17 protein-coding genes and 2 pseudogenes are annotated in these 19,096 nt (G+C 70.7%); 9 read left to right on the top strand and 10 right to left on the bottom strand.

Going from position 1 to position 19,096, the window contains the following annotated elements; translation table 11 throughout:
- Nucleotides 1-159: 159 nt before the first annotated feature.
- From JQS43_RS10075 to JQS43_RS10110, 8 genes and pseudogenes are all read right to left on the bottom strand, one after another.
- Nucleotides 160-1,887, bottom strand: coding sequence for an HNH endonuclease signature motif containing protein (locus JQS43_RS10075; RefSeq protein ID WP_239678801.1), 1,728 nt, complete (start codon nucleotides 1,885-1,887; stop codon nucleotides 160-162).
- Nucleotides 1,888-1,986: 99 nt separating this feature from the next.
- A complete protein-coding gene (locus JQS43_RS10080) occupies nucleotides 1,987-2,976 on the bottom strand; it encodes an alpha/beta hydrolase family protein (RefSeq protein ID WP_239678802.1) in 990 nt (329 codons plus the stop codon).
- A gap of 48 nt (nucleotides 2,977-3,024) precedes the next feature.
- The gene (locus JQS43_RS10085; RefSeq protein WP_338037177.1) at nucleotides 3,025-3,972 is read right to left on the bottom strand and encodes an alpha/beta hydrolase; all 948 of its coding nucleotides are present in this window, start codon (nucleotides 3,970-3,972) and stop codon (nucleotides 3,025-3,027) included.
- A 331-nt stretch (nucleotides 3,973-4,303) separates the two neighbouring features.
- Entirely contained in the window at nucleotides 4,304-4,564 is a 261-nt protein-coding gene (locus JQS43_RS10090; RefSeq protein ID WP_239678804.1) for a hypothetical protein, read from the bottom strand.
- 680 nt (nucleotides 4,565-5,244) lie between these two features.
- A pseudogene (locus tag JQS43_RS10095) lies at nucleotides 5,245-5,367 on the bottom strand (IS5/IS1182 family transposase); the annotation flags it as partial.
- A 22-nt stretch (nucleotides 5,368-5,389) separates the two neighbouring features.
- A complete protein-coding gene (locus tag JQS43_RS10100; RefSeq protein WP_239678805.1) occupies nucleotides 5,390-6,127 on the bottom strand; it encodes an ABC transporter permease in 738 nt (245 codons plus the stop codon).
- The gene (locus JQS43_RS10105; protein ID WP_239678806.1) at nucleotides 6,127-7,053 is read right to left on the bottom strand and encodes an ABC transporter ATP-binding protein; all 927 of its coding nucleotides are present in this window, start codon (nucleotides 7,051-7,053) and stop codon (nucleotides 6,127-6,129) included. Before JQS43_RS10105 ends, JQS43_RS10100 begins: the two co-directional genes overlap by 1 nt.
- Nucleotides 7,054-7,131: 78 nt before the next feature.
- Nucleotides 7,132-8,322, bottom strand: coding sequence for an IS110 family RNA-guided transposase (locus tag JQS43_RS10110; protein WP_239678807.1), 1,191 nt, complete (start codon nucleotides 8,320-8,322; stop codon nucleotides 7,132-7,134).
- A 326-nt stretch (nucleotides 8,323-8,648) separates the two neighbouring features.
- On the opposite strand from JQS43_RS10110, the gene JQS43_RS10115 reads away from it, so the two are divergent.
- The 5 genes and pseudogenes from JQS43_RS10115 (at nucleotide 8,649) to JQS43_RS10130 (ending at nucleotide 12,509) form a co-directional block, all read left to right on the top strand.
- A complete protein-coding gene (locus JQS43_RS10115; RefSeq protein WP_239678808.1) occupies nucleotides 8,649-9,881 on the top strand; it encodes a condensation domain-containing protein in 1,233 nt (410 codons plus the stop codon).
- 62 nt (nucleotides 9,882-9,943) lie between these two features.
- Nucleotides 9,944-10,126: a hypothetical protein gene (locus tag JQS43_RS10120; RefSeq protein WP_239678809.1), complete on the top strand. Its 183-nt coding sequence runs from the start codon at nucleotides 9,944-9,946 to the stop codon at nucleotides 10,124-10,126.
- Nucleotides 10,116-11,303 (top strand): glycosyltransferase family 4 protein, encoded by a 1,188-nt coding sequence (locus JQS43_RS10125; protein WP_239678810.1) that lies wholly within the window; start codon nucleotides 10,116-10,118, stop codon nucleotides 11,301-11,303. The genes JQS43_RS10120 and JQS43_RS10125 overlap by 11 nt, the downstream gene beginning before the upstream one ends.
- Nucleotides 11,303-12,007: pseudogene (locus JQS43_RS26275) on the top strand (glycosyltransferase); the annotation flags it as partial. The gene JQS43_RS10125 and the pseudogene JQS43_RS26275, both read left to right, overlap by 1 nt.
- Before the next feature lie 43 nt (nucleotides 12,008-12,050).
- Nucleotides 12,051-12,509, top strand: coding sequence for a class I SAM-dependent methyltransferase (locus tag JQS43_RS10130; RefSeq protein ID WP_239678811.1), 459 nt, complete (start codon nucleotides 12,051-12,053; stop codon nucleotides 12,507-12,509).
- Here JQS43_RS10130 and JQS43_RS10135 read toward each other — a convergent pair.
- Nucleotides 12,492-13,475, bottom strand: coding sequence for an epoxide hydrolase family protein (locus JQS43_RS10135; RefSeq protein WP_476739035.1), 984 nt, complete (start codon nucleotides 13,473-13,475; stop codon nucleotides 12,492-12,494). The two genes, JQS43_RS10130 and JQS43_RS10135, sit on opposite strands and share 18 nt — an antisense overlap.
- Before the next feature lie 60 nt (nucleotides 13,476-13,535).
- Here JQS43_RS10135 and JQS43_RS10140 point away from each other — a divergent pair, with 60 nt between their 5' ends.
- The 4 genes from JQS43_RS10140 (at nucleotide 13,536) to JQS43_RS10155 (ending at nucleotide 17,998) form a co-directional block, all read left to right on the top strand.
- Nucleotides 13,536-14,513 carry a helix-turn-helix transcriptional regulator gene (locus JQS43_RS10140; RefSeq protein ID WP_239678812.1) on the top strand — a complete coding sequence of 326 codons (978 nt, stop codon included), beginning with the start codon at nucleotides 13,536-13,538 and terminating at the stop codon, nucleotides 14,511-14,513.
- 124 nt (nucleotides 14,514-14,637) lie between these two features.
- Entirely contained in the window at nucleotides 14,638-15,978 is a 1,341-nt protein-coding gene (locus tag JQS43_RS10145; protein WP_239678813.1) for a hypothetical protein, read from the top strand.
- 649 nt (nucleotides 15,979-16,627) lie between these two features.
- The gene (locus JQS43_RS10150) at nucleotides 16,628-17,050 is read left to right on the top strand and encodes a hypothetical protein (protein ID WP_239678814.1); all 423 of its coding nucleotides are present in this window, start codon (nucleotides 16,628-16,630) and stop codon (nucleotides 17,048-17,050) included.
- 120 nt (nucleotides 17,051-17,170) lie between these two features.
- A complete protein-coding gene (locus JQS43_RS10155) occupies nucleotides 17,171-17,998 on the top strand; it encodes a class I SAM-dependent methyltransferase (protein WP_239678815.1) in 828 nt (275 codons plus the stop codon).
- 67 nt (nucleotides 17,999-18,065) lie between these two features.
- Here the strand turns inward: JQS43_RS10155 and JQS43_RS10160 are convergent, their stop codons facing one another.
- Complete coding sequence (locus JQS43_RS10160; RefSeq protein ID WP_239678816.1) at nucleotides 18,066-19,049, bottom strand: aldo/keto reductase; 984 nt, start codon at nucleotides 19,047-19,049, stop codon at nucleotides 18,066-18,068.
- Between the last annotated feature and the right edge of the window lie 47 nt (nucleotides 19,050-19,096).

Consider the following 19,096-nt stretch of genomic DNA (forward strand, 5'->3'; position numbering starts at 1 on the left):
GGGGCTGGGCTGCGTGGGCTGGGCAGCGGGGGGCGGAGCCGCCGCGGAGTTAAGTACCGGCAGGAGGCAGCGGCCGCAGTGAGTGCCGGGTGGTGAGACCCGGGCCGTAGCCAACGGAAACGGTGAGAGCGGGGCCGGGGGGAGCTGGCCGCTTCGGGGTCAGGGAGCTCCGGCCCGGTAGGGGACCAGCCCGTCGGGTATCGCGGGTTCGGGTGTGGTTACATACTGCAGCCCGCGGGGGGTGGTCCAGCCGAACACTCCCGGGGTGGGCTGGATCAGGTCAGCCCCGCCGTGATCTTTGAACCGGTGGTGCCGTCGGCACAGTGGTCCGAGGTTGTCGGCGGTGCTGGCGCCGCCCTGTGCCCAGGCCACGGTGTGGTCGAGGTCGCAACCTTGGGCGGGACGCCGGCAGCCCGGTGCGACACAGGTGGGGTTTCTGGCGCGCACCAGGGCAGCCACGCTGGTGCTGGGTCGGCGGGAGGCGGCCGGGCGGGCCCTCACCGGGCCGTGGCACACCACTTCGCCAAGGTCGTTCAGGAGCGAGTAGCGCCACGATCCGGCTCGCTGCTCGGCGGCGACGTGCCGGGCGATGTCGGCGATCACTGGGCCGAATCCGCGCAGATGGCCGGGCAGCTCTGTTAGGCCGATCAACGTGGTCAGCGGGACCTGCAACTCCACCACACCGGCCCGGGGTCCCGGCAGCGCCGTTGGGGTGACGCTCCAGTCGGGGGCACCGGCACCGGCACCGGCACCGGCAGCGGCAGCGTCGGTGCCGGCGCCCGGACGCCCTGCTGCGGCGACCGCCGAGTCGATGATCCACTCAGGTGATGCTTCGGGCGGCGGTTCGGGGAGCACCGCCGGCCACACAATCTCGTCCCACAAGCCGTGGTCCGGCAAGCCGTGGTCCGGCACCTCGGGGTTCGGCAAGCCGGGCTCCGGCAACCCATCGCCCGGCGGGCGGTCGTGGTGGGAACGGTGTGTGATCGGTCCAGGGTCGCCAGGGTCGCCGTCGGGGACGGGCAACCCGCCGTGATGGCGGCCCACCGGTCCACCGAGGGCCACTCCTTCGCCCGCGAGCAGATCGACCATGGCGTCTGCTCGGAGCTGGTCAACCGAGCGATGATCACCGGCGCCCTTGGCCGCGGTGGCGATGGCGCTGAGTCTCTCCCACACCATGGCCACATCGCGCGGTGGCAGGCTGCGTCCCCACAGGTCTCCGGAGCCGTCTTCGTTGTCTCGGACCTCCACCCGGCGGCCTCGCACCGCTGCGGTGGCCCGCCGTTGCGCCCAGGCCGGGTCGGCTGCCAACAGCAACGCCCGGAGTCGCGCCCGAAGCTGTCCGGTGGTCCACTGGCCGGCCCGGTCGATCACGCGCTCAACGAACGTGCGGGCGAGTGCGCGGTCAGGCAGCGGCTCGACCAACTCGGTGATCACCAACGCTCGGGGGAGGTCGATCGAGCCCTGTGAAAGCGCAGCCCCCACCGCGGGGAACTTCTCGATGATCTCTTGCGCTTGGGCGAGTCGTCGTCCCGCCGCCATCGAGGTCCACCGGAGGGCGCAAGCGATCTCGGTCTCGGCCCAGGCGTACCTCCCCGAGCCGTCGGGCTCTGGTTGATCTTCCCAGGTGATTGCGGTCAGATCGGCCATCAGCTCGGCCTGCAGGTGCGAGATTAGCCGTTGCCGTGCCTGCAGCAGTCGCACCCGGTCGCGCTCGCTGATCTCTCGGCGATCGATCGAGGCAAGTAGCCGCGCGAGCTCCGGGCCGGGCGCTAGCGTCTCCAGATCGGTGGGGAACTCGCCGGCCGCACCGGTGGAGCCGGCGCCCGGCCAACTCCCCGCCGCTGCCGGGGGCGGCGCCGAAGAAGCGGGCTCCATCGATTCGATCACATGTTCGATTCTACCACGCTGGACAGATGAATCCACCGTCTCGCGTTACCTTGCTCGCACTGGTACGGCCCGCAGCCCGAGGGTACGGCCGGGGCGTACTCAGTCTTGGCGAAGCGTCCCCTGGAAGAAGTCGACCGCGTCGGCCGCGACCCGCCGCCGGGTCAAGGCTCCCAGGTCGCCCGTGGCCGCTGCGGCGGCGGTGAGTTCTGCAACGCCGTCGTCTACGGCGCCGGTGGGCGCTACGGCGGTGGTGGTTTCCGTGGCGGAGCGGGTCGCCGCAGCAGCGGGGGTCTCGGTGGCATCGGCCCGTGCGGTGCCGCCGCCCAAGAAGGCGTAGTGGCCGACCCTGCCGGTGGCGCGCCGCAACGAGGCGGCGGGGATCGGCTCGGCGTAGCAACGGGCCACCTCCGAGGCCGGCACGATCTCGTCGGCCTCGGCCAGCCAGACCCGGGTTGGTCGGGTGATCGCGGCGAGGCTACCCGGGTCGAGCACGGCGCCCAGTGAGGGGCAGATGAGGAAACCTGCGCCGACTCGTGGGTCGGTGTAGTCTCGGCCGACCGCGTCGAGCCACTGCCGCTGTTCTTCCTCGGTGACCGCGGCTCGCAGCTCCGCAAGCAGCGTCGGGTACTCCGGGGTAGGCGGGCTCTCGATGTCGCCGTGGGCGATCGCGGCGAAGCGTGCCGGCAGCACCCGGGCGCCCAGCAGCGCAGCCACCGAGTAACCGCCCAGTGAGAATCCGGCTGCGCCGACCGAGCCGATCTCCTCCGACACCGACAGGCGATCTAGCAGGTAGCGCAGGTCCAGCGGGCGGTCCCACCAGCAGACGAATGCCTGCGGCCGATATTGGTCCACGAAGGTATTGCCGTGGTGGTCGACCCCGGCCACCAGGAAACCAGCATCGGCCAGCGCGGTGGCGAGCCAGGTCAGGTTCTGCGCGGCGCCGCCAGTGCCATGGGACAGCAACACCACATCGGGCGGTGAGTCGGCGGGCTTCGGCCGCCACAGATGCACCCGGATCGGCCGGTCACCCGAACCGTCCCACGCCGGCCGGGAAGGGTCGTGCAGTAGGTGAAACTCGGTGGCCGTCACAATTCGACTGTACGGGTGGCGGGAGGTGGTCCCGCCACCCGCGTACGGTCAGTCGCGGTGCCACCAGCGTGGCTGCTCCGGAGGCGGCACAGTCACCGCATCCGGGGTCGGTACGCGGTGGGGCGTGGCCGCGGGAGCCGGCTCCACCCCGGGGCAGCTGGCGCCCTGGGCCGGGCGATGCAGCGACACCAGGAAGGTGTCGATCGTGCCGGTGGTGCAGTCGCTGCGACCGTAGACGCCGTGCCCCCACCCTTCGTAGGTCAGCAGGGAGGCGTGGCGGCGTAGTTGCGACAGGGCACCGAGGGTCCAGGCGTACGGTGTGGACGGGTCGTGGACGGCGCTGGTCAGCAACAGTTGCGGCCCCACCGGGACCCGTAACGGTTGCTGCGGGTTGGTCACCTCGCTCGGCCAACCGAGGCAGGCGACGGTGGCGTAGACCGCCAGCGGCGAGCAGCGCATGTCCGGTGCGATCCGGTCGAGCTGCCGCAGTTGCCGCGCAAACTCCCGGTGGTCCGGGACCGGGAGATCCCAGTCCTGGCAGAAGATTGCCTGGAACGGAGCGGCTGACACGTCAGCTTCGGCGGCGAGGCCGGTAGCCAACTGGTGACCGGCGACGGCTTTGGTCGGCGCCGGAGCCGGCTGGTCCAGGGTTACCAGCAGTTCGGCCAGCTGGTGCCAATGCGGCCCGTAGAGGCCGCTGAAGACCGCGTTGATCAGTTCGAAGGCGGTGACCGCGACGGGCCCCGGCTCGACGAGCAGTTCGCCACGGTCGGCCCGCGCCAGCAGGTCGTGCCAGACCCCACGCAGATCGTCACCGTGCAGCGGGCAGCTGCTGTCCCGGTCGCACCAGGCCACGAACTCGTCGAAGGAGCCCTGGGCCCCGTCGGTCTGGGTAGCGAGGAATCGTCGGATGCCGAGGCGGTGGTCCATGTTGCTGTCCAACGTCATCGCCCGCACCCGGTGCGGGAAACGCTCGGCGTACTGCTGGCCGATCAGGGTGCCGTAGGGGGGAGAACCATCAGCAGACTAATGAACAGTGCTCACGCCAAGCAGCGGGCACGACATCCCAGCAGCGATCAACCCTCCCGGACACCGACGGGGCACGGTCTTGGGCTGAAGGGCTCCAAGGCCCAGTCAGGACGAGTGCTCACCCGCCGGCGGCGACCGGTATCGAATCTGCCTCACGACCGATCCGATAACTCTCATTAGTCGGGTCACACTGTCCGTTAACATCCCGGGTCAAGCCCAGCCGGCACGCCCGTGACGTTGCGATCCCTCGTAGGGGGCGATGGCAACCGTTGCGCCGTGCAGTAGGGCGAGCACCCGATCAGCGCTCCGTGGGGGGCGTGGGTCGGCACCGGTGCTCCAGCGGCGGAGTAATGCCTTCTGCCGGGGGCAGGTCGAGGCTGGTGCCGTGGAAGCCGCGCGGGTCGCGGGCGCTCAGCCCGGCGGTGGGTCTACCGGCACCGGCGGTGGTGGGCGAACCCGGAAGGCCTGCCGCAGCCCGACGACCTTCCTCTTGCGTCCGGTCGGGTTCGGGAAGGTCGCCGACATGCCGGGAGGCGTCGAACTCGTCGATCGGGCACACCAGCCGCACCCCGAACGTCGCCTCGATCCCGGCCGCCTTAGGCTCGATCAGGAAACGGTGGAGCTGTTGAACCCTGCACTAATCCCGCCGGGTCGAGGCCGCCTTTCCCTCGACGGCCATCGACCCCACTCGGGGTCGTCATCCTCGGTGGTCACCTCACACGCCGGGCGGCCCCAACGCTGCCAGCATTCGCTCCAGCCCTCCGGGTTGATGCTCCGCGCAATGTCTGCGCTCCCAGCTACAGTAATTCGGGGCGAAGGATGACCAAGGACAGAACTACGTCAATGTGGAGAGCCTGGGACCCAATGGGTGAACCGGGCATTGCGGAGGTGGTGGCCGACGCCGTGGCGCGTGCGGAGGCGAGAGGCACTCCAAAAGCAGAGGCCGTCGAGAAGATCCGCGGATCCCTTGAGGAAAGGCTTCCCGAGGTTGTCGATCAGTCGGCTCAGAGCATTGGGCGGACACTCCGCCGAACGACCCCCGCAATGATTAGTCGGCACCGTCGTTACCGTCGAGGGTTCGACAAACGGCTGCAGTGGCAGTGGGGGGATGCCCTTGACCTCCTCTACAGCATCATCGTCTGCTGCCAGGAGCTTGGTACCGGGTTCAGCAGAGCGCAACGAGAACAAGCGGTCAGCGAGAACGATCTCCGATTTGAAGCGCTCGTCAATGAGCCCTTTTCATCGTGGGTGGCGGTGGGCTTCGACGGCGTGGAGGGCGAGGATTGCCTGCACGATTGCGGTGGCGCGGTGCGGGCAGCAGCGCAGCTTGGTCAGCACTTTCCAGGTCTTGAGGGTCGCCACCACGACCCGCCGGCAGCGGCACCTAGCGGACGGCTGACGACCGGCGGTACGCGGCGGCGGCGAGCACTCCGAACACGACAGTCCAAACCGCCAGATAGGCGGCTGTGGCGGGAGTGGCGCCGACGGCTCCGATGGCACTCCAACCCAGCTCAGCGTACTGATGGCTCGGCAACGCGCGGGAGACGGCCTGCAGCCAGGATGGGAAGGACTCCACCGGCACCAACAACCCGCCGAGGCCCGCCAGCGCGAGCCACACCGCCGTCGTGGCCGCTCCGGTCACCTCGCGGGGAAGTGTGTAGCCCAACGCCAGCCCGAGCAACGCGAACGGGACGGTACCCAACCACATCACCAGCACCAGCGTCAGCCATCGACCGACTGGCAGCGACACGTCGTGTAGGAGAACCGCTGCCGCACCGACCGCGACGATCGGCGGGAGGACGGTCAGCGTGGCGACCATCCCCCTGGCGGCGACCACTCGCGACGGTGGTAGCGGCGTGGTGCGCAGCTGCCGTAGCCAGCCGTCGGATCGCTCGTAGGCGACACCGGAGCTGTGTGACAGGACGCCGACCACCGCCCCCCATCCCGCCACGCTGACCATCGCGAATGCGGCGATGGGAACGCCTCGGTGCAGCGCGGACACGTCATCCCCTCCGACAACTGTGAACACCACGTAGAAGGCTGTCGGCAGGAGCGAGCTGAAAACCAGCAGGCCGCGGATGCGTCCGACCCGGCGGAGCTCGAAGGCGAGGTACCCGAGCATTACGGTTCCCGCTCCTCATCGGCCGCCTCAGCGGGGTGAGCGAGCGCCAGATATGCCTCTGTGAGGCCGCCAACCGTGACCTCCAGGTCCGTGACCTGCCCGCGGGCCTGGACCAGCGCGGACACGGCCGCGTCTGCGTCGTCGCAGGTCAGAACCGCACGTCCGGCCCGGACCGCCACCGTCCTCACTCCTGGCAGCCGGTCCAACCCGGCCGCGGAGGCGCCGTCGAGCCGGAAGCTGACCCGCCGCTCGGTCGCCGCGGCGCGCCGGATCTCCGAGCTGGTTCCGTCCGCCACCACTCGGCCGCGCGCGATCACCACCACCCGATCGGCGAAGTCTTCAGCTTCGGCGAGATAGTGAGTGGCGAAGATGACCGTACGCCCGGCCGCCGCTAGGCGCCCGACGGTGTCCCAGAAGCTCACCCTCGCCGAGACGTCGAGCCCGGCCGTCGGCTCGTCCAGCACGAGCAGGTCGGGGTCACCGGCGAGCGCGAAGGCGAACTTGACCCGTTGCGCTTCGCCGCCGGAGAGCTTCTCGATTCGCCGGCGGGTGAGCCGGTCCAACCCCGCCGTGCGCAGTAGCTCGGAAGCCGGCAGCGAGCGAGGATAGACGCTGCGCGCCAGCGCGATCAGCTCGCCGACCGTCGCGTACCAAGGCAGCTGGACGCCCTGCAACATAGCGCCCACCCGGCCAGCCCGGACGGTCTCGCTCGCCGGCACGCCGTACAGCGCTGCCGCGCCGGAGTCCGGCCTCGTCAACCCGAGCAAGATCGAGATAGCGGTGGACTTGCCGGCGCCGTTGGGCCCCAGGATGGCCACCCGTTCCCCTTGGCTGACTGCCAAGTCGATTCCCGCGACCGCCTCGACCCGACCGAACCGCTTGCTGACGCCGGTGAGCCGGACGACCGCCTCGCTCCCCATGAGCATCCACACTAGCATTGCCCTGCAAGCTCGGGGACAGTCGGCGCCCGTCCCCGGTTCGGGGGGGTGTCCCTATGGGTTCTGTCAAGCGGCGACGGGGCGTGGTTGGTAGGTGGTCTTGTGGCGCAGCATGGAGAACAGGACATCGACCCGGCGCCGGGCCAGGCAGATGAGGGCAGCGTTGTGTTTCTTGCCTTCGGCTCGCTTCCGGTCGTAGTAGGCGCGGCTGGCTGGGTCGGCTAGGGCGGCGAACGCCGCGAGGAAGAACGCACGTTTGAGCTGCTTGTTTCCGCCTTTGGGTGGGTGTTCGCCGCGGATGGAGCTGCCGGAACGCCGGGTGACCGGGGCTAGGCCGGCGTAGGCGGCCAAGTGGCCGGGGGTGGGGAAGGCGCTGGCGTCGCCGACTTCGAGCAGGATGCGGGCGCCGGTCCTGACTCCGATGCCGGGCATCGAGGTCAGGACCTTGGCGAGAGGGTGGGCATCGAGCATCCCTTCGACCTCGGCCGCGGTCTGTTCGCGTTGCTTGAGGACGTCGCGTAGCGAGCTGGCCAGCCGGGGAAGGATGGTCTCGGCGGCGTGGCTGCCGGGCACGATCACGGTCTGCTCGTCAAGGGCGGCCAGGATCTGTGCGACGAGACGTTCGCCCATGCGTGGGGCATGGCGGGTGGCGATGGTGGTGAGCTTGCGGCGTCCGGCCTTGCGTAGCCCGGCCGGTCCGCCGCAGCGTGTCAGCAGTTCCAGCACTGCCGGGTGGGCGGCCTTCGGGCCGAGGACACGCTCGAGTGGAGGGTGGATCTGGGTGAGCAGGCCGCGGATGCGGTTGGAGATGCGGGTGGCCTCGCCGGCGAGGTCGTCGTCGTAGCCGATGAGCATCTCCAGCTCGGCCAGGGTGTCATCGCCGGTGTCGACTCGCCGCAGCGTGTGCGGCAGGGTCCGGGCCGCGTCGGCGATGACGTAGGCGTCGCGGGCGTCGGTCTTTGATGTGCCCGGGTGCAGGTCGGCGATACGGCGCATGGCCAGCCCGGGTAGGTAGGCCACCTGGTGTCCGCCGGCACGGGCTACCGCCACTGGCAGCGCGCCGATGGAGGCGGGCTGGTCGACCACCACCAGGATGGTGCCGTGGCGGGCGAGTTTGTCGTAGAGCGCCCGCAGTTTGGCTTCGCTGTTGGGAAGCGGTGCATCGTGGAGCCTGGCGCCGTCGCGGCCCAGCGCGACCGCGTGGTGTTCGCCTTTGCCGACGTCCAACCCCAGGAAGACCTCGTACTGGCCGTTCACTACCTGTGGCCCTCTCGCCTCGGTGCGGCCTCGGTCGCGGGTCTGGGCGTCGGGCTGCCGGCAGCCACGTTACGAGGAGACCTACCCCCGTGCGGGGTGGCCGGGTCCCTATCAGCGGTCGGCCGACGCCACCCGACCCGGCGACAACACCCCCCGGATCATGGCTACGACAGGGGCAGTAAGTCATACCGGGCCGGGCGACCGAGGAGTCCCCGGCTGGGGACGATCAAAAAGGTAACGGGGCATGCGGGTCGTCGGCCGGGGCCCTAGCGTCCCAGACAGGTCCTCACAGGAGGGTGGTGCTGACTCGATCGACGAGGGCTACAGTGCCCGGGGCACCGTCGGCTTCGCCTCGCCGGTTGGGTGGCGCGGAGCGGGTGCTGTGGGAGCTGCAGCGGCGTGTGTCGGGCGCCGGCGTGTGGAACGAGGCGCTCGCCGTGTACGTGGTGGGCGGAAGGCTGGCGATCCCGGCGCTGACCGAGGCGTTCCACCGGGTGGTCCGCCGCCACCCCGCCCTGCGGACCCGGTACCTGCTGCAGCGAGGTGTGCCCACGGCGGTGGCGGTGCCGCCAGCGGACGTCACGCTGGACCTGCCGGTGCGCGGGCCGGGCCATTGCGTGTGGGCGGACGAACTGGGCGCTGCCGCCGGCCGCCCGTTCGACCTGGCGGGGGAGCTGCCGGTCCGTGCGGCAGTGCTGCGGTACCGGGGAGTGGACACACTGCTGCTGGTGCTGCACCGGCTGGCCGGCGACGCGGAGACCGCCGGCCTGGTCTACCGGGAGCTGGCGGCGTGCTACCAAGCACTGTCCGCCGGCGCACCGGCGGCGCCTCTCCTGGACCAGCCAGCTGACCCGTACCTGGAACGTCCAGCTGGACCGGCCGCCGTCCGCTACTGGCAGGACCGGTTGGCCGGTGTCGCCCCGGCGCTCGGTGCGCTCGCGATCGGCCGCGGCGCCCCACCCGATCCGACCTTCGCGGGCTCGGTGTTCGCCCAATCACTCGGGCCGACCGTCGGCCAGGCTGTACCAGCCTTGGCACGGCGACTGGCGGTCACAGAGGAGGTCGTGCTGCTCGCCGGGTACATCGCGCTGCTCGCCCACCACGGCGGCGGACCCGACCTCGTGATCGAAACCCACCTCGACCGACCCGCGGTAACGCACGCGGGATATCGCACCGGCACGCTGCCGGTCCCCGCACCGGCGGACCTCTCCGGATCGTTCGCCGGGCTGGCCACCCGGGTTCACAGGTTCCTGCGGGACGCGGCGGCCCACCCGGTGCCGCACCAACTGGTGCTGCCCCACCCAGGGGACGCCGCCGGTGCACCGCGATTCCGGTATGCCTACCGGTATCGTCGGCGATCCACCTACACCCGGCTGGGAACGCTTCCGGCTCGGCCGATGCCGGTCGACACCGGACACAGCTGGCATGACCTCGTGTTCGACATCGGTGCCGAGCCCGCCCGTTTCCTCGGATGGGTCCGCTACCGTACCGAGATCTTCGATCCGGACGACGTGCGCGCACTGGTGCAGCGGTATGAGACGTTGCTCTGCCGGGCCTAAGCGGACCCGGATCGGCCGCTGGCCCGGCTGCGCTCTGGTGGACCTCGGCTGACCGGGCGCTGGTGGCGGGCGCGCGCCGCAGCGGTGAGGTCGCACGAGTCGTCGACGGGCACGGCCGACAGCTTCCGCCCGGCGTCCGGGGCAAGCTGCACCCCGGTGTCGGGCAGGCCGCCCGGTGGGGGTACGACGGCCGGATAGAGCTGCTGGACGCGGCCGAGCCTGCGGTGGCCCGACATGGCTGCTAAGGTGACCCACCACTCAGGAGCCCGCCGCCGGGTGGTGGTGCTCGCCGGCCGGACCTACCCCGGCTGGAACGGGATGTCGATGCGATGGTGGGCACTGCGCGAGGCGTTGGGTCGCTACGCCGACTGTGAAGTCCGCGAGCTCGGGTGCAACCGTTGGGAGCACTGCCGTTCGGCATGCCAGCTCACCGGCGAGCGGGCACGCGGCGTGGTTTCGTTCCGGCACAACGGGGAGGTCTGGTTCACCGACCGGCGCTACTGCGAAGACTATGCCACCCGGCTCGCCGGTGAGCTCGTGGCGGACGGCGTTTCGGTGGTGGTGTGCAGCGGGCTGGAGACTCACCGATACGTGCCGGTGTTGGCGGAGCGTCCCGAGCTCACTGTTATCTACGACATGCACAACGTCGAGGTGGCGCTCACCAGGGCGATCCATCGGGCGGCACCGCCGGGCTCGTACCACGCCATCGTCTGTGACGAGGAGAGCGTGCGGTTGGTCGAGGCGGCGGAGCGGGCCGCCGTTGGGGCTGCCCACGCGCTGTGGGTCTGCAGCCCCGAGGACCGCGCGATGGTGGCCGCCCTGTGCGATGACACCGCACCTGGCCGGACCACCATCGTGCCCAATGTGGTCGACCTGCCCGGCCCGGCGGCGCCGGCCACCGGCCGCGCACGCATCTGCTACACCGGCCGCATGGACTACTACCCGAACACTGACGCGGGGCTGCGGCTCGGCTACGAGATCGCACCGCTGGTGCATGGTCGCGGGCACGACGTGCCGGTGGTCATCGCGGGCGCGTACGCACAGGAGATGATCGATGGTCCGTCACTGCCACCCGGAGTGGAGCTGATCTCCAGCCCCGCCAGCATCGCGGACGTGGTGACAGGAGGGATCATGGCGGTGCCGCTCACCATCGGCGGCGGCACGCGTTTCAAGATCCTTGAGGCGTTCGGGTACGGGGCGCCGGTGGTCTCCACCGCCAAGGGTGCCGAAGGGCTCGGCGTGACTCCCGGAGTGCATTACCTGAATGCCGAGTCACCACCCGAGTTCGCCGACGCACTCGACACCCTGCTACGCGACGTGCAGCTGCGGACCAGGCTCGCCGGCGCGGCATGGGACCTGGTCCGGGAGCACTACTCGGTGGACGCGCTGGCCGCGCGGCTCAGCGTCGCGGTCGATGCCTGATGACCTCCGTGGCGCCGTCGCGCTCCGTTCCCGCCGTCTCGGTGGTGATCCCGACCTACAACCGGGCGGAGTTGCTCGCCCGTACCCTTGAATCGCTGGCGGCGCAACGGTTCCCGGCGGGGATGCTGGAGGTGGTGGTGGCCGATGACGGGTCGTCGGACGCGACCGCGCAGGTCGTGCGCACCGTCGCCGATCGCCTCCCGGCCCGCTACTACCGCCAGGCGGACCGCGGCTTCCGGGCCGCGAGCGCCCGCAACGGCGGGGCCCGGCTCGCCTCCGCGCCGGTGCTCGTATTCCTCGACACTGGCACCTTGGCCGGTCCGGAGTTCGCACGTGCCCACTACGACGCGCACCGCCTCGGAGGGGAGTCCGCTGGGCCCGGATCGGCCGTGCTCGGGTATGTGTACGGTTACCACCCGGATGACCCCCTGACCGGCCTCGGTGAGCTGCTGGTTAGTCATGGCCCCGAACAGGTGGTCGACCGACTGCGTGACCAGCCGTCCTTCCGGGATGTCCGGCATGCCGAGCTCGCCGAGGCCGACTTCGACCTCGGCAGGCTCACCACCCCGTGGTCGCTGTGCTGGTCGGTCAACGTCTCGGTCCACGCCGACGATTTCTGGGCGGTCGGCGGCTTCGACGAGGACTTCACCGGCTACGGGTTCGAGGATGTGGAGTTCGGCTACCGGCTGGCCCGTAGCGGCGTGGCGTTTACCGCGTCCCGTGACGCCTGGGGCGTCGAGACGCCGCATGACCGGAGTGCCGCGTCGAGTGTGTCCTGGCTACGTAACCTGCGGCGACTGCTCGACAAGCATCGCTGCCCGGGCGTACCAGGCGCTGGAGCGCTGGCAGTGGCAGGCACGAGGCATGGACGTACGCGCGGAGCTGGCGGACGCGAGCACCGGGATGGCCCCGGGCCGGATCGCCGCGTTCGGCTGCGGGGCCACGGTGCCGGCGTCGTGGCCGCCCGACGGGGCGCTGATCGATTTCGACAGCGACCTGCTGGCGCGCGCCGGGGCGGAGCGGCCCGGCGCCCCCCGGGTGCATGCGATCGGCATCCACACCCCGTACCCGGACGAGTACTTCGATCGGGTCGTCATCTCCTCGCGCCTGGCCGGGCTGTGGGACCAGCACGGCGAGCTCCTGCTGGCCGAGGCACGCCGGATCGGCCGCGAGGTCCACGTCCCCCTGCTACACCTGGCCCGCTAGCGGCGATGCCGGTTCGCCGGTGTCGTGCACCCCGGGGCCGGTCACGCGGCTGCGGTGCCCTGCAACAGTTCGGCCAGCGCCCGCGGCGTGGCGGCACGGAAGACCATGCCCATGGTCACCGGCACCCCGCACCGCGCGCTCGCGGTCTCCGCCAACCGGACCGCGAGGATGGATGTCCCGCCACTGAGGAAGAAGTTGGCGTCGGCGTCGAGGCTTGGCCGGCGCAGCACGTCGCGCCATGCCTGCAGGAGCTGCGCCGTTGAAGTTCTGCATCTCCTGCCAGGTCTGCTGTTCGGCCTCGGTCAGGTCGTCGAACTCGCCCGGTTCCCCGATGGGGAACGTGATGAGTGCGTTGAAGTGCTGTCCGATCACCTGCTTCGGGTACTGCTTGCCCAGGTGGGGACCGACCCAGGCGCCGGTGTCGTAGCCCTGGACGCCGTAGCGCTGGTAGCCGAGCCGGGACATCAGCTGTCCCAGCAGGTCGGCCATCCGGGCCGGGTTCATGCCCGGCCCGGCCAGCGGAGTGGAGAAGCCGAACCCGGGCAGCGAGGGGATAACCAGGTGGAAAGCGTCTTCGGCGGCGCCGCCGTGCCGGACCGGGTCTGTGAGCGGGCCGATGACGTCGAGGAAGTCGACCACCCCGCCCGGCCACCCGTGCAGCATCAGCAGTGGTACGGCGGCCGGCTCCGGCGAGCGTACGTGCAGGAAGTGGAGGGTCTGCCCGGCGATGTCGGTGAGGTACTGCGGGTGTTGGTTCAGCATGGCCTCGTGGGCGCGCCAGTCGTAGCTGGTACGCCAATACTCCGCCAGCTCCCGCAGGTACGCCACGGGTACGCCGCGGCTCCAGCCGACACCGGGCAGTTCGCTGGGCCACCGGGTGTTGGCTAGGCGGGCGTACAGGTCGTCGAGGTCGGCCTGCGGGATGTCGATGTGAAAGGGCCGGATCTCCGGCGTTGCGGTAGCCATACCTCGACGCTAGAAGGTAGTTAGGCCAGGTTCGGTCCTAAGCAGGATTAGGCTGGGCGGATGAGCGACACCTCCGCTCGGCTGCTTCGGCTGCTGTCGCTGCTGCAGGCCCACCGGGAGAGCTCCGGCGCGGAGTTGGCCGCGCGGCTGGGCGTCACCACCCGGACAGTCCGGCGGGATGTGGAACGGCTGCGGGATCTCGGCTACCCGGTGCACGCCGTCCGCGGCACCGCCGGCTACCAACTGGGCGCCGGAGCCGCGCTGCCCCCGCTGCTGCTCGACGACGATGAGGCGGTGGCGGTCACCCTCGGGCTGCGGCACGCCGCCGAGGGCTCGGTGACCGGGCTGGCGGAGACCGCGCTGCGGGCACTGCGCAAGCTTGAACAGGTGCTACCGCCCCGCCTGCGGTACCGGGTGCAGACCCTGCAGGCCGCCACCGCGCGGCTCGGCGGCCCGGCCGAGGAGGCCGAGCTGGTCTCCTCGGCGACGCTGATGACCATCGCCGACGCCTGCCGGCGGCAGGAACGGCTACGGTTCGACTACCGCAGCCACGGCGGCGAATCGAGCGCGCGGACCGGCGAGCCACATCGCCTGATCAACGCCGGGCGTCGCTGGTATCTGGTGGCGTGGGATGTCGACCGGGCCGACTGGCGGTCGTTCCGGGTGGACCGGATGACGCTGCGCACTCCGGCCGGGCCCCGGTTCGCTCCGCGGCCACCACCCGACGGAGACGCCGTACGTTACCTGGCTAACCAGCTGTCGTCGCGTACCTGGCCGTGTCGGGCGGTGTTCCGCGTCTACGAGCCGGCAGCGGCGATCGGGGCCCGGATCTGGCCGGGTATGGGCGTGGTCGAGGCGGAGGGTGACCGAAGCTGCCTGGTCTCGATGGGCGCGGACAGCACTTCGGCGCTGGTTTGGATGATCACCTCGCTGGACGCCGACTTCGCGGTGGTCAGCGGTGAGCCGGCGGTGACGGCGGCGCTGCGCTCGCAAGCAGCCCGCTGCGAACAGGCCGCGCGCTCGGCGCCGACGGGTTGACGGGCCGCCGCGGGCTTGCTCGGGTGCCTTACAGTGAGCCGACCAGGCGAACCGGCGTGGTGCCCCGCTGAACTTGGCACCGTGACCAGCCAAAACTTGGGGGCACATGGTGGTGGCCGAGGCGATGATCGCGAAGGTGGCGCCCGCGCCGTTCGGCGGCGCGGAGACCGAGCAGACCGCCCTGGTCGCGGTGCGGGACGGGCAGCTGTGGCTGACCGCCGGTGTGCAGACGGTCGCGCTCCGGCCGGTTCGGGCGACGCTTGGATACGGCACGCTCCACCTGACCACGGCCGATCAGCCGCACCGGCTGCGACTCACCTTCGCCAGCTACGACGTGCCGAAGGTTGCCCAGCAGCAGGCGGCGCACCTGGGGCCGTTCTTTCGCGAGCTGGACGCGGCCGGCCTGCGCGATTTGCTGGTGGCGTTGCGGGATGCCGGGGCGAGGTTGCGGGTGTCGCCCCGGCTGCGCCGAGGGGCCGGGGCGCACCGGCTCGCCGCCTGGGTCGGCGCGTCGGCCCTGCTCTTCGTGGAGCTGGCGCTGTTCGGGCTGCCGGCCGGGGTGCTCGGCGCACTCGCCGGGGGTGCGCTGTCGACCTCGTTCCTCGCGCTGGATGTGTTGCTGGCGGCGGGCCTGGCGACGTTCCTGGCGTTGAGCATCGCGGTCTCGCCGATCCCGCTGCTGGTGCGGCGCTCGTTCGAGCAGGGGGCGAGCGGGGATCCGGTGCGGTACCTCGACACCTGGGCCGGTCGGCCGCCCGAGGCGTGGCGGGCCGGGCCGGGGGAGCGGCTCTGCTTCGTCCCGGGGCGGCCGCTGCTCCCAGCGGTGGTGCTCGCGACGGCGTGCGTCGGCTACCTGCTGTGGCTCTGGCTCGCCCCGGCCATCGACCTCGCGGTGCCGGAGCCTGGCCCCGGCGGGCAGTTGCCGGTGCCGGAACCGGCCTGGTTGGGCGGCACGGCCATCTCCGCGGCGGGGTACGCGGGGATGGTGTTGCTGTTGGTGGTCTTTGCGGTCGGGCTGTGGCGGTGGCACCAGGAACCGGAGCTGTACGGCATCCGGTGGGCGCCGTTGGTCGGTGCGGTGCTCTGTTTCGCGTTCGGGCAAGCCGGCCCCGGGCTGCGGCTGAACCCGGCCGAGGAGTGGATGTATCTGGTCATCGTCGGCATGGTGGTGGCGTTCACCTGCGGGCGGGCGGCGGTGGGTTTCGGCCTCTTCGCCGGGATGGTAGTTCTGTTCCTCCTGGCAGCTTTCGGGTTCTTCGCGAACTCGGCGGCGATCATCTGGTTGCTCCCGGCCTTCGGGCTGTTGGCGGCTATCGCGCTGCGCTACCTACCGGGCGGGGCCCGACTGGTGCCGATCAGCGAGGATCGCGCTGGGCGGGTCCGCCGACTCGCGTGGGCGTTGTGGGCGGCAACGGCGGGCCTGGGGCTACTGCTGATGGTGGCCACCGGCGCTGTCCTGCAGTGACCCAGTGACCCAGTGACCGGTGGCTAGGTGGCCCAAGCGGCCCAGCGGCCCAGCGGCCCAGCGGCCCAGCGGCCCAGCGGCCCAGCGGCCCAGCGGCCCAGCGGCCCAGGCGGCCCAAGGACTGGCTGATTGGACGTACTGCCTGGAGTTGCTAACACTGTGTGACTGTGTCATAACGAGTTTGGGTGCGGCGGCCTCGACGGAGCGGGGATCGCCGTCGATCGTCGGGTCGGGATTGACCGTTCAGCCGATGGGTTCGGCAGCTCGCAGGCTATGACGGTGCTCACGCTGAGCCGACCAGTTGGCCGGGCGATCCGTACACAAACAACGCACCGAGGGTGATTTTTCGGGCAAATCATTCTCTAGGCTGATATCCCGTGACCCCGCTCACGAGCCAGCCCCCTTTTTTCGCCGCCGTATGGCGCCTAGCGTGTGTATTTCCCTTGTCCCCGAACCCAAAGGTTCCCCTCTGATGATTCGTCGCGTTACCCATGCCCTACTCGTAGGACTGGTTGGTCTTACGATCCTGGCTGCTGGCACCGCATTCACGGGGCCGAAGAGCTCGGCGGCGGCGGCCACCAAGGTTTCCGCCACAGGGGAGACTCAGCCTCCTCGCCCCGAACTGCGCGCCGGCATTAACGAGCAGCAGTTGCAGCACGCCATCACCATCGTTGAGACCGGGCAGGACCTGGGTCTGTCCCGGCAGGCCTTCGTGGTGGCGATCGCCACCGCCATGCAGGAGTCTCAGCTGGAGGTGCTGGCCAACGTCCACGTTCCACACTCGTTCGACTACGAGCCGCGGGACGGTTACGGCCGTGACCACGACTCGGTCGGAATCTTCCAGCAGCGGGTCCGCTACTACTGCGTCAACGATCTGCAGTACTGCATGGATCCCCGCTACAGCGCCATGAAGTTCTACAACGACCTGGAGCGGGTCGGCGGCTGGGAGGACCTCCCGGTGACCGTCGCCGCCCAGCGGGTGCAGGGCAGTGCGTTCCCCGACCACTACGCCAAGCACCAGGGCGCCGCAGAGCTGATCGTCGACTCGATCCTCGATTGGCAGGACGCCTGACCCGGTCGCACTCCCGGGCCGTACCGGTGGACCACCGCTAGCTTGTCGCTACAGATTTTCGTTATCATGTAGTGCCGGGCCGGCGGTGGTCCACCGTGCGGTGTCTACGGAAGGTGACGCATGAGCGAGGACGAGACCAAGTCGGTGGTGGCCAAGGCGTTCCAGGACGCCGCCGACGACTATGAACGTGTCGGCCCCGAGTTCTTCGACCGGTTCGGCCGCGAGTTGGTGGCCCGCGCCGGGCTGCGGCCCGGGATGCGGGTTCTCGACCTTGGCAGCGGGACCGGTGCGGCGTTGCTTCCGGCCGCCGCCGAAGTCGGCGCAGCCGGGCGGGCGCTCGGCGTCGATCTGGCGCCCGGCATGGTCGCGCGGCTCGATCGCGCGCTCACCGCCGCCGGGCTCCGCCACGCCGAGGCGCGGGTCGGCGATGCCGAAGATCCACCGGCCGACGAAGCCGGCTGGGATCGGATTCTCGCCGCCCACATGCTCTTCTTCCTGCCCAACCTCACCGACGCGTTGGCCCGCTACCAGCGGCTGCTGCGCCCCGACGGGGTCTTCGCCTGTTCGACCTGGGGTGCGGAGTTCCCCGAGTGGAAGCCGGTCTACGAGGCGCTCTACGGTCAGATCCCGGCGGGTACGATGCCCCGGCTGCTGCCCCAGCGGGAGGCGTTCGCCTCCGACGACGCGTTGCGTACCGCGTTGGAGACGGCCGGCTTCGGCAAGGTCGAGCACGAGACCGTGGCGTACGAGGTCGAGTACCGCGACCCAGCCCAGTGGTTGGAGTGGAACCGCTCGCACGGCGCCCGGGCCTTCTGGGACGCCATCCCGGCGGAGAAGCTCGCCGCCTCCCGCGACGCTGCCAAAGCCGCGTTGGAGCCGCTCCGGCGGCCGGACGGCGTACTTCCAATGCCGATCGCGGTGCGCTACACCATCGCCCACCGAGCTTGACCGGCCCACCGAGCTTGACCGGCCCGGCCGGGTAGCACCGGCTCGCCGGGCGCCCCTGTGCGGTTGGTTACCAGCGATGGTGGACGTGTGGCCGGATGTGCCGGTCGTAGACGCTCCGGACCGCCTCGTGCTGGCCGGCGGTGAGCGGCGGGAGATCAGCGACGGCGGCGTTGCCGGCCACCTGGTCGGCATCGCGTGCCCCCGGGATCACCGTGCTCACGCCGGGCTGGTCCAGGATCCAGCGGAGGGCGAACTGGGCCATCGTCATCGACTCCGGCACCGCCCCGGCCAGGTCGCGCACCGCGGCCAGGCCGACCTCATAGGGGACACCGGCGAACGTCTCGCCGACATCGAAGGCCTCGCCCCGCCGGTTGAAGCTGCGGTGGTCGTCGGCGGCGAAGGAAGTGGTCAGGTCGTAGCGACCCGAAAGCAGCCCGGAGGCGAGCGGGACCCGGGCGAGGATGCCGACTCCGGCGGCCTGCGCGGCGGGGAGCACCTCGTCGAGCGGCCGGTGCCGGAAGCAGTTCAGGATGATCTGAACCGTCGCCACGCCCTTGCGGTCGATCGCCGCGAGCGCCTCGGCGCAGGTCTCCACCGAGACCCCGTACGCCCGGACGATGCCCTCGTCGACGAGCGTGTCGAGGGCGTCGAAGACCCGGTCGTCGGCGTAGACCGCCGGGGGCGGGCAGTGTAGTTGGACCAGATCGATGGTGTCGACGCCGAGGTTGCGGCGGGAACGGTCCAGCCAGGAACGGAAATTGTCCAGCCGGTAATGCTCCGGCCGCTGCTCCACCCGACGGCCCAGCTTGGTCGCCACGAAAAGGTCACCACCGGCGGGCTGCGCCAGCGCCTCGCCGACGAACTGTTCGCTGCGGCCGTCGCCGTAGACATCGGCGGTGTCGATGAGGGTGATGCCGGTTTCGACTGCGGCGGCCAGCACCTGCCGGGCGTCGTCGGCCGCCACCGGACCCCAGTCCGCCCCCAGCTGCCAAGCCCCGAGCCCGACCGCACTGACCTGGCGCCCGGTGCGCCCCAACCGTCGCATCTGCATCCGGCCACCCTAACCGGCGGTGGGGGCGGTCGCCGGGCTGGCGACCG

Origin of the sequence: Natronosporangium hydrolyticum (assembly GCF_016925615.1) — a bacterium.
In the GTDB taxonomy this organism is placed as follows: Bacteria; Actinomycetota; Actinomycetes; order Mycobacteriales; family Micromonosporaceae; genus Natronosporangium; species Natronosporangium hydrolyticum.